At 35.0% G+C, this 9685-nt stretch carries 10 protein-coding genes and 3 tRNA genes; 7 read left to right on the top strand and 6 right to left on the bottom strand.

Annotation, left to right across the window (positions count from 1 at the left end):
• The 3 genes from BBH99_RS22535 to BBH99_RS17620 all read left to right on the top strand — a co-directional run.
• Positions 1–230: hypothetical protein (locus BBH99_RS22535; RefSeq protein ID WP_165601957.1), on the top strand; the 230-nt coding region annotated here is incomplete at its 5' end.
• Between the two features lie 154 nt (positions 231–384).
• The gene (locus tag BBH99_RS17625; RefSeq protein WP_228390832.1) at positions 385–891 is read left to right on the top strand and encodes a thermonuclease family protein; all 507 of its coding nucleotides are present in this window, start codon (positions 385–387) and stop codon (positions 889–891) included.
• Positions 892–1027: 136 nt separating this feature from the next.
• The gene (locus BBH99_RS17620) at positions 1028–2323 is read left to right on the top strand and encodes a hypothetical protein (protein WP_066698761.1); all 1296 of its coding nucleotides are present in this window, start codon (positions 1028–1030) and stop codon (positions 2321–2323) included.
• Between the two features lie 119 nt (positions 2324–2442).
• On the opposite strand, the gene BBH99_RS17615 is transcribed toward BBH99_RS17620, so the two are convergent.
• From BBH99_RS17615 to BBH99_RS17595, 5 genes are all read right to left on the bottom strand, one after another.
• Complete coding sequence (locus BBH99_RS17615; protein WP_066698738.1) at positions 2443–2637, bottom strand: hypothetical protein; 195 nt, start codon at positions 2635–2637, stop codon at positions 2443–2445.
• Positions 2638–2820: 183 nt separating this feature from the next.
• A complete protein-coding gene (locus tag BBH99_RS17610) occupies positions 2821–3093 on the bottom strand; it encodes a GIY-YIG nuclease family protein (RefSeq protein WP_066698737.1) in 273 nt (90 codons plus the stop codon).
• A gap of 50 nt (positions 3094–3143) precedes the next feature.
• A tRNA-Arg gene (locus BBH99_RS17605) sits at positions 3144–3217 on the bottom strand.
• A gap of 42 nt (positions 3218–3259) precedes the next feature.
• Positions 3260–3334 (bottom strand) — tRNA-Pro (locus BBH99_RS17600).
• Between the two features lie 14 nt (positions 3335–3348).
• Positions 3349–3433, bottom strand: a tRNA-Ser gene (locus BBH99_RS17595).
• A gap of 135 nt (positions 3434–3568) precedes the next feature.
• Here BBH99_RS17595 and BBH99_RS17590 point away from each other — a divergent pair.
• The 4 genes from BBH99_RS17590 (at position 3569) to BBH99_RS17575 (ending at position 8172) form a co-directional block, all read left to right on the top strand.
• Positions 3569–4594: an N-acetylmuramoyl-L-alanine amidase gene (locus BBH99_RS17590; protein WP_066698736.1), complete on the top strand. Its 1026-nt coding sequence runs from the start codon at positions 3569–3571 to the stop codon at positions 4592–4594.
• A 72-nt stretch (positions 4595–4666) separates the two neighbouring features.
• On the top strand, positions 4667–6067 hold the full coding sequence (aspA, locus tag BBH99_RS17585) for an aspartate ammonia-lyase (protein WP_066698727.1): 1401 nt from the start codon (positions 4667–4669) through the stop codon (positions 6065–6067).
• Positions 6068–6138: 71 nt separating this feature from the next.
• A complete protein-coding gene (locus BBH99_RS17580; RefSeq protein WP_066698725.1) occupies positions 6139–6993 on the top strand; it encodes a glycosyltransferase in 855 nt (284 codons plus the stop codon).
• 132 nt (positions 6994–7125) lie between these two features.
• Positions 7126–8172 (top strand): hypothetical protein, encoded by a 1047-nt coding sequence (locus BBH99_RS17575; RefSeq protein ID WP_066698723.1) that lies wholly within the window; start codon positions 7126–7128, stop codon positions 8170–8172.
• A 25-nt stretch (positions 8173–8197) separates the two neighbouring features.
• On the opposite strand, the gene BBH99_RS17570 is transcribed toward BBH99_RS17575, so the two are convergent.
• Positions 8198–9676 carry a lipopolysaccharide biosynthesis protein gene (locus BBH99_RS17570; RefSeq protein ID WP_066698720.1) on the bottom strand — a complete coding sequence of 493 codons (1479 nt, stop codon included), beginning with the start codon at positions 9674–9676 and terminating at the stop codon, positions 8198–8200.
• Positions 9677–9685 lie beyond the last annotated feature (9 nt).

Genomic DNA, 9685 nt, shown 5'->3' with positions numbered 1-9685 from the left:
CTTTAGTTATCAAAAAATATATCAATGATAACAATCACAATATTCCATTTCTTGTTTATGATAAAAAGAACATAACGGATAGTTTAGTGGTGTACAGAGATTGGTGGGATAAAATTTCATTAGGAGATTCCATTGTAAAAGCTAAAGGGTCTTTAGAATTGATCGTGAAAAGTTCAGATAAAGTTCAAAGGTTTAATTATGAAGATAAATTTGGTCTGGGTACTCCCTGATAGAACCGTGTGCATTGTCTATCATCTTAATCAAAGTTATCTGGCTTTAAGGAATACTAGCTTTTATTCCAAAGAACGTTAACTCCTTATATTTATTTTCCCTTTATTCATCAGCTTTAATCCCTATATTTGCCTCATGAAACGATTAATGTTGATGAGTTTACTTTTCCCTGTAATCTTATTTTCGCAAACGAGCGGAAAAGTAATCAAAGTATCAGATGGAGATACAATTACAGTACTTTTAAAAGGCAATACACAAAAGAAACTCAGATTGGCAGAAGTAGATTGTCCCGAAAACGGACAGGCTTTTGGAAAAAATGCTAAGCAATTTACCTCTTCACAGGTGTTTGGGAAAAAGGTTACATTCAAAGAAACCTCTACAGACCGTTACGGGCGTTCTATTGCCAAGATTTATTATGATAATGATAAATATCTTTCCAAAGAGTTGATTAAAGCCGGAATGGGGTGGTGGTACTATCCCTATTCCAAAGATGATTCTTTAGGAAAACTCCAGGAAAAAGCCCAACAGAACAAAATTGGTCTCTGGCAGGATGTTCATGCTGTAGCTCCCTGGGACTATAGAAAAATGAAACGTGAGCAATCGAAAAATAAGAAAATTGAAGCCGCTAAAGTACAATTGAAAACAAAAGAAACCGTTTAGAATAGAAAGAGCCTTAGAAGTCATTCTGAGGCTTTTTTAATCTGTAAAATAACTGGAATGAAATAAGAATAGTAATTTATTATATTTGTGATTCAGCTTTATCATGATAATAAGCTGTGTAATTGAAAACTTAACCATGAAACAGTCGATTATTTTTCTAATATTATTTTCTTTATTTGGACAATCTGTAACAGGACAAATAAAGACGATTTCCATAGATAGTATTTCCTTTTTATATAATGAATTTAAAACCGAGTCCAAAAAGAATATCGAACTTTGGAATAAGGATCTCTATGGCCCGATTCTTTTAATTGATCCAAAAACACGGGAAATTTTTGCAAATGAAGCTGATGAAAATAATATTTTGAAAAGTGAAGGGAATTTATATACAGGGGTTTTGCCGGACAAAATAAATATTGCAAATACTGCAGTAAACTGGAATGGAAAAAGATGGGCAATGATGATGCTTCCACTTCCTGAAAATAAATATGATAGAATAGGTTTATTGGCTCATGAGTCTTTTCATCGTATACAACCATTGTTGGGCTTTGAATTAAACAATGCTGAAAATAATCATTTAGATCAGAAAGAAGGTAGGATTTATCTTCGTTTAGAGCTAGAGGCTTTAAAGAAAGCTTTAAGAGCGGTTTCAGAAAAAGAATTGCAGAAGCATCTTATCAATGCTCTCACTTTCCGAAAATACAGACATAGCCTTTACAAAGGCTCTGATGCAAGTGAAAATCTGTTGGAACTCAATGAAGGGATAGCTGAATTTACAGGAGTCATAATGAGTGGGAGAACTAAAGAACAAACCCTATCGTCTTTAATTAATGGAATTGATGATTTTTTGAATAATCCTACATTTGTTCGTTCATTTGCTTACCATACTGTTCCTGTCTATGGATACCTGCTGTATAATAAAGATAAAAGCTGGAATAAGAAAATTACAGCAAAAACAGACCTGTCCAATTATTTTATTAATGCATTTAATGTGAAGATACCAACTTATTTCAATAATGCTATTAAAAAAGTAACTGGTTATTACAATGGTTCAGTAATAATTGAAGAAGAAACTAAAAGAGAAGAGAAAACAAAACGTCTTATTGCAGAATATAAATCCAAATTTATTGATAAGTCTCATTTTGAAATAAAATTCGAAAAGATGAATATTTCTTTCGATCCAAGAAATATTATACCAATTGAAGATAAAGGAACGGTATATCCTAATATCAGGGTTACAGATCAATGGGGAATTTTAACAGTTGAAAAAGGAGCATTAATGAGTCAAAATTGGGATAAGATTTCAATATCCGTTCCCTTGAAAACAGAAGATAAATATGTATCTGGTGATGGTTGGTTTCTTGAATTGGCTGATGGATATGAAATAAAGAAAAATGAAACTAATGGAAATTATGTATTGGTTAAAAAATAAACAGACATCATAAGCGTAAAATAAAATATAATAATCAAGCGGTATTGTGGCAGAAAAAGAAAAGCCTTACCATTCAAACGATAAGGCTTTTGTTGTTTATAAATATTGAGATTTATATTTTACAAGTCATTTGGATTTGGGAAAGGTCCGCATAAACATAGCCCGTTAGCGTCACAACCTCCCTGTTCAAAACCTTGGTCTTTGCATATTTCTCTGCAAAGTCGTGGAAGGCATTGATTGGGTATAATCCCTCCTAAAATAGTTTTCAATTCATTTCTCTTTAGAGCACTGTTTTGTTTTTTGAATGTTTTCATGTTAATTTTTTTTATGTTAGCGACTCAAATATATAAAAATATCCTTTACTGGTGAGAAATTATTTATTTAGATAGGTCTCCTTTTCAGGTTTAATTATATGAATACTGAAAACAAAAACCTCACCATAAAAATGATGAGGTTTTTTGTGAGCGCGAAAGGATTCGAACCTTTGACCGTCCCGATTACAAATCGGGATGCTCTATCTTGTTAAGACTACTAATGAGTTCCTGGATTTTAATTTTACTTTTCCAACCTTTTATTTCACGTTCTCTTTTATAGGCCTCAACTTTAGCATTAAAGCCTTCATAATAAACAATAATCCAATCTTTAGTTTTTGAGGTGAAGCCTTTATGATTTGCAAGATGTTTTCTGAGTCTTTCTTGTAGGTTTTCACAGGAATGTCCAATATAATATTTATCAAGAGATTCAGAATAAAGAATATAGCAGTAACACATGAGACTAATATAAAACAAAAAACCTCACCATAAAATGATGAGGTTTTTTGTGAGCGCGAAAGGATTCGAACCTTTGACCGTCTGCTTAGAAGGCAGATGCTCTATCCAGCTGAGCTACGCACCCTTAGAAGTTGATTCCCGCTTAGTAATAAGCACATTAAAAAAGTCGGGGCGGCAGGATTCGAACCTGCGACCTCCTGGTCCCAAACCAGGCGCGATGACCGGACTACGCTACGCCCCGAATATATAAGAGAGCGGAGGGTAAGGGATTCGAACCCTTGCGACACTTTCGCGTCGACAGTTTAGCAAACTGCTCCGTTAACCACTCCGGCAACCCTCCTTTTTGTTTATTTTTTAATGATCGTTGTTCTGTTATTGCGAGTGCAAATATAGAACAGATTTCTTTATTTACCAAATAAAATTCAAGAAATTTTTGTGTATTTTTGAGGTAATAATTTGATAAAAAACCAAACTGATGCGTAAGACATTATATATCATCGGATTAAGCACTTTAGTTTTTTCATGTACTTCTCAGAAAAATGTGAAAAAAAATACGTACCAACCGAAAACCCCCGTGGCACAGCCAAAACCAGTGGTGAAAACTCCAACTCCGGAAGCTCCAAAACCAAAAATTGTAAGCGATCATGGAGTAGATTTTTTTACTACTAATATAGCAGACCCAACAAAAAATGATAATACGGCAAGTTATGGTTCTATTGTATCTGCAAAACCTGCAGGATATAAAGTAGTAAAAACCTATTTTCCTGCTATGGCACAAAATTTCAGACAGCGTTATCTGATCATGCACTATACAGTGCTTCCTGATGACAAGTCTATTACCGTTCTTACCCAACCGGGAGTAAGTGCCCACTATTTGGTAAACAATACAGGAGATAATGAAATCTATCAGTTGGTAGATGAAAACAAAAGAGCATATCATGCCGGAGTAAGCTCATGGAGGGCTGACAAGAATCTTAATGATACCTCTATAGGAATTGAAATTGTAAACCCTGGTTTCACTACTGATGCTTCAGGTAAAAGAGTTTTCGTTCCTTTTAGTGACGCTCAGATAAGAAAAGTAGCTGCATTGGCAAAAGATATTGTTACAAGATATCAGATTCCGGCAACTAACGTGATTGGACATGCGGATATTGCTCCTACAAGAAAACAGGATCCGGGACCAATGTTCCCTTGGAAAAGACTTTATGACGAGTATCAGATAGGAATGTGGTATGATGAGGCAACAAAACAAAATTATTTTGACCTTGCACAAACAGAGCTTCCAGCAAAGTATAATGATACAACCTTTATTTTCTCAGTTCAGACTGCATTGCAGAAATTTGGCTATGGAATAGAATTGAGTGGAACATGGGATGATGCTACTAAGAAAACCATTGAAGCCTTCCAGTATCATTTCCGTCCTCAGAATTATGACGGAATTATGGATGCTGAAACATGGGCAATATTGCAAGCTTTAAATGTAAAATATTCAGTAAAATAATTCAAATTAAAACGCATCGGATCGATGCGTTTTTGCTATCTTTAAACGATCAAAAACAGTAAAATATCTGTAATGGAAAATTTCAGAAAAGAAAGTGATCTATTAGGTGAATTGAATGTGCCTTTAGACGCTTATTATGGAGTGCAGACGCAAAGAGCAATCAACAATTTCAAAATCTCGGGACAGCTTTTGTCTTCATATCCGGATTTTATCAAAGGTCTTGCTTTCGTAAAAAAAGCAGCCGCAAAAACCAACTATGAATTAGGACTTCTTGATGAAAGCCTATATTTTAAAATCGCAGAAGCTTGTGATGAGATTGTAGCAGGAAAATATCATGACCAGTTTCCGGTAGATATGATCCAGGGAGGAGCAGGAACTTCTATCAATATGAATGCGAATGAAGTAATTGCCAATGTAGTATTGGAAAAATTAGGAAAAAACAAAGGAGAATACGAGTTTTGTTCCCCTAACGACCATATTAACCTTTCACAATCAACTAACGATGCTTATCCTACAGCCATCAAAATGGGACTGCTTCAGATGAACATCGGCTTGGTAGAAAGATTAGAAAAAATTATAGCAGCTTTCCGTGCAAAAGGTCAGGAGTTCCAGGATGTAATCAAAATGGGACGTACGCAGCTTCAGGATGCTGTTCCAATGACATTAGGCCAGGAATTTGAGGCATATGCAGCAACATTGGAAGAAGATATCTCTAAACTGAACAATAATGCAAGCCTTTTTGTAGAAGTAAATATGGGAGCAACAGCTATCGGAACAGGATTGAATGCTCCGGTTGGATATGCAGCTCTTTGTGCTAAAAATTTAGCCCAGATTACAGGATTCCCGATTGTTTCAGCACCTGACCTGGTAGAAGCTACACCCGATACAGGATCTTATGTGATCTATTCTTCAGCAATGAAACGTCTTGCCGTGAAATTATCAAAGATCTGTAACGATTTAAGATTACTTTCATCAGGACCAAGAGCGGGACTTTTCGAAATCAATCTTCCGCCAATGCAGCCGGGATCATCTATTATGCCGGGTAAAGTAAACCCTGTTATTCCGGAAGTAGTAAACCAGGTTTGCTTTAAAGTAATCGGGAACGATTTAACAGTAACTTTTGCTGCAGAAGCAGGCCAATTACAGCTTAACGTAATGGAGCCGGTGCTTTCCCACGCCATCATGGAAAATATTAATTTCCTTTGCAATGCATTGGATACTCTTCGTGATAAATGTGTAGTAGGAATTACTGCCAACAAAGAAGTTTGTCTGAATATGGTAAAACACAGCATCGGAATTGTAACGGCACTAAATCCTTATATCGGCTACAAACAATCTACACAGATTGCAAAAGAAGCTTTAGAAACAGGAAAAAGTGTTTACAATCTTGTTTTAGAGAAAGGAATTCTTTCCCAGGAAAAACTGGATGAAATCCTTGATCCGAAAAATATGCTGAAGCCGCACAATAAATAAAATTTAACAATAAGTGATACGTGGTGTTTTCATCATGTATCACTTATTATTCATCATTTATACAATACTCCGTGAGGTTTTTAATTATTATTCCTGCCCATAACGAAGAGCAGAACCTCTCATTCACTCTGGATTCTTTACAGCAGCAAAGTAGTAAGGATTTTAAAGTGGTAGTCGTTAATGACGGTTCCACAGATCGTACTCCTGATGTGATCAGGAAATATACAGAGGCTGATTCCCGCTTTGAAACTATTAATCTTCAGAAATCAGAACATCAGCCCGGTTCAAAAGTAGTACATGCCTTTAAAAATGGTTTGAAGACCCAATCTATAGATGAATTTGATATCATCTGTAAATTTGATGCAGATATTATTCTTCCTGAAAACTATCTGGAAACGGTAGAAAAAGCTTTTATCAATCATCCGGAATATGGATTGGTAGGCGGTTTACTCTATGTAGAAAAAGAAGGTGGTTGGGTATATGAAGGAAATTCCAATAAGCATCATGTAAGAGGACCTATGAAAGCCTATCGGAAAGAGTGTTTTGTTCAGATAGGAGGCTTAAGAGAAACATTAGGCTGGGATAATATTGATTCTATTTTATTGGAGCATCTGGGCTGGAAAGAAATGGTATTACCGGAGCTTCATGTAAAGCTTATTAAAGTAAAAGGTGCCGATTATACCATAAGGCCAGCTGATTATTATGGGCGTTATTTCTATTTTCTAGGATTAAGCAGGTTTCTGGCCTATATTGCAGCCTCAAAAGAAGCAATGAAAAGTAAGTCTCCATCATTTTTCTTTGATATTGTGAAGTCTTATGAAAGCTGTAAGTCTAAAAAACTAGAGCTTAAAATAACAGAAGAAGAACAAAGAGCAGTTAATGACCAGCGTTGGAAAATGCTGAAGAAAAAATGGCTGAAAATGTAATAATATAAACCTGAATGAATATCAATAGGAACGGGCTATAATCCTGAGCTTAGTCGAAGGGAGCCCGTTTAATAAAAAAATAAAAATTCAATTGGCTTTAGTCAAAACCTTAAAAATACCCCTAATCAGTCAGTGAAAAAAATAGCTTACATAGAAATAGACACCCACGCAGAAATTGCACAGGCCTTCATGAATATCATGGAAGGATCTCAACATTTTAGTGTAGATTATTATTTTTCAAAAAGAATTAAGGATCAGGTCACTGAAACAGGATCAAACGTTTTTCTGTCTGATAGTTCTATGATTTTAGACCAGCTGAAGACTAAAGAATATGATTTGGTGATTATTGGAACTGTTCATCGTTATTTCAATACGTTTTTAGCGATAACGAAGAGATATAATACCGCTGTTATTACCCATAATCTCAATTTTACTAAAGCTTCAAGGGTTGATTTATTAAAAAGCGTCTTCAAAGGTGATATTATTTACAGGTTAAAGCTGTGGTTGAAAGAAGGATTGCTGTACGCTGGTAAGGTGTATCAAACATCAAAATCTCTGTTAGTGTTGGATGAAGCTTTAATTTCAGACAGACATCGGTTCCTGCCTCTTTTTTTTACCAGATCTTTTGTTCCGTCTGAAAATAAAAGCCTGATGATTGTTATTCCTGGCGGTGTTTCGCAGAAGAGGAGAGATTATAATCATATTTTTACAACCATTCAGAAGATCAGGACGGATAGAAAGTGTGAATTTATTTTCCTTGGAAAAGCTAAGGATAAAGAATTGAGACAACTGGAACAATTATCTTCAAACAGACCAGAGAATATTTCTATAACCTATTTTTCTGATAGGGTATCTGCGGAAGATTTTGAAACATGGATGCAGAAGGCAGATGTGCTTTGGTGTCCTATTCAGCAGGAAACCGAGTTTTTCAGTATCAAGGAGATATATGGGAAAACCAAGATGACGGGAAACCTGGGAGATTCCATTGCCTTTGGGAAACTGGCTGTTTTCCCAAAAAATTATCCATCAAAACTGAATTTCATCTTACCTGAAAAAGAAAATATTTTTGAACAGCTGAATGAGCTGACCGACACCCATTTCGATTTTCAAGAAAGCTACAGCAGGGTAGAGGTTCAAAAAAGATTAGAACAGGTGTTAAGCAATCTTATGGTTGGTTAAAACTACTGTTTTTATTCCTTTCTTCTTATTTAAACTTAAAAATACTCTTGATAAACTTCACATTCAGATAATCTTCTATCGGGAAAATTTTTGTAAAATAATTTCCGATGTAGATCAATATAAGTACTACAGCAGGTTTGTAGATCAGGTTGATGAAGTTGCTGTCGAAATTAGGAAGAACAATCGCTACCGTAATCGCTAAAGTACAGATAATTGAAATGAAGATCATCTCAATGGTTAATGGTGAAACCTTGAAAACGATGTAGTTGAATAAAATTTTAACAACATTATAAATTGTAAGGGAAATTGCAGTGGATAAAGCAATTCCGATCAGTTTCAGGTCTGTGTTTTTAATGAAGTAAAAGTTAAGCCCAATTGTTAATCCTGCTAATAAAAGCATTACCAGAATGTTGAATCTGTAATATTTTGAAAGAGAGATGATGTTTCCGTTGAATCCTGTGGCAAGATCAATTAAAACAGCAGATCCCCAGATCCAGACAACCGGCTCATATTCTCTGAGCATGACTCCGTTTTTAGGCATAAACTGAGTTAAATAAGGAAATCCAACCATGATGCAGGAAAATAATACTGCACCCAGAAAATATAAGGTTAGTGAAGTCTTTTTATGAAATTTATCCAGACCTTCCATATCACCGTCAGCAAGGTGTTTACTGATGATAGGCGCTGAAATATTGAATAAACCCAGTTGAGGAATTGAAATCAGAGAAATAAGAGCATAAAGTACAGAATAGATCCCGTTTTCTTCCATTCCCATAAATTCCCCGATCATAAAGCTGTTGATTGCCAGATAATTTCCAAACGTTCCAAGAAATCCAAAAAAACTATAGTTTAAAAATTCTTTCCAGAAATTATCCTTCTTAAAATAATCTGTACTGATGTCAAAGTGAATTTTCTCAAGCTTATTGGTGTAATAAATATACCCGAAAAGCATCAGTGCAAACATTCCAAAGAAGAATGCCAATGCAATATTCTGAGACAGGGAAAAGTAAAAAAACAGGCAGAATGCTCCTAAATTGGCTATTTTGGGAAACAGATTGTCGAAAATATTAGAAACAACAATTCTTTTATAATTAGAAGTGTATTTATTGAAAATAGCACAAAGCGATAAAACTAAAATAAGGGGTAAAATAATTCCTTTGATTTTCCAGGCTTCTGAACGGATGAACTTGGGGTAAAAGTAAGGAAGAACAAAAAATACAACGGAAAATATGAGAAAGTTAATCAAAACAGTAACAAGCGATAGTGAAAGCATGTTCTGATTTTTACCCTCTTTTTGTAAAGAATGAAAAAACTTTACGTTTGCATAGGAAATTCCAAAAACAACGAAAGGAACAAGCATTTCTGCGGTTTGCATACTATAGCGGAGTTTCCCGTAAAATTCAAAGTCGTTTGGAAAGATGAATATTGCAGAAACTGTGCCCAGCAAAAAACCAATATAACCGATAATGGAATATTTGAAGCCTTGTCTCGCTACTACACTCATAAAGTTTTT

Origin of the sequence: Chryseobacterium contaminans (assembly GCF_001684955.1) — a bacterium.
Classification (GTDB): Bacteria; Bacteroidota; Bacteroidia; order Flavobacteriales; family Weeksellaceae; genus Chryseobacterium; species Chryseobacterium contaminans.
Note: the sequence above shows the minus strand (reverse complement) of the source record. Positions and strands in the feature narration are given on the sequence as shown.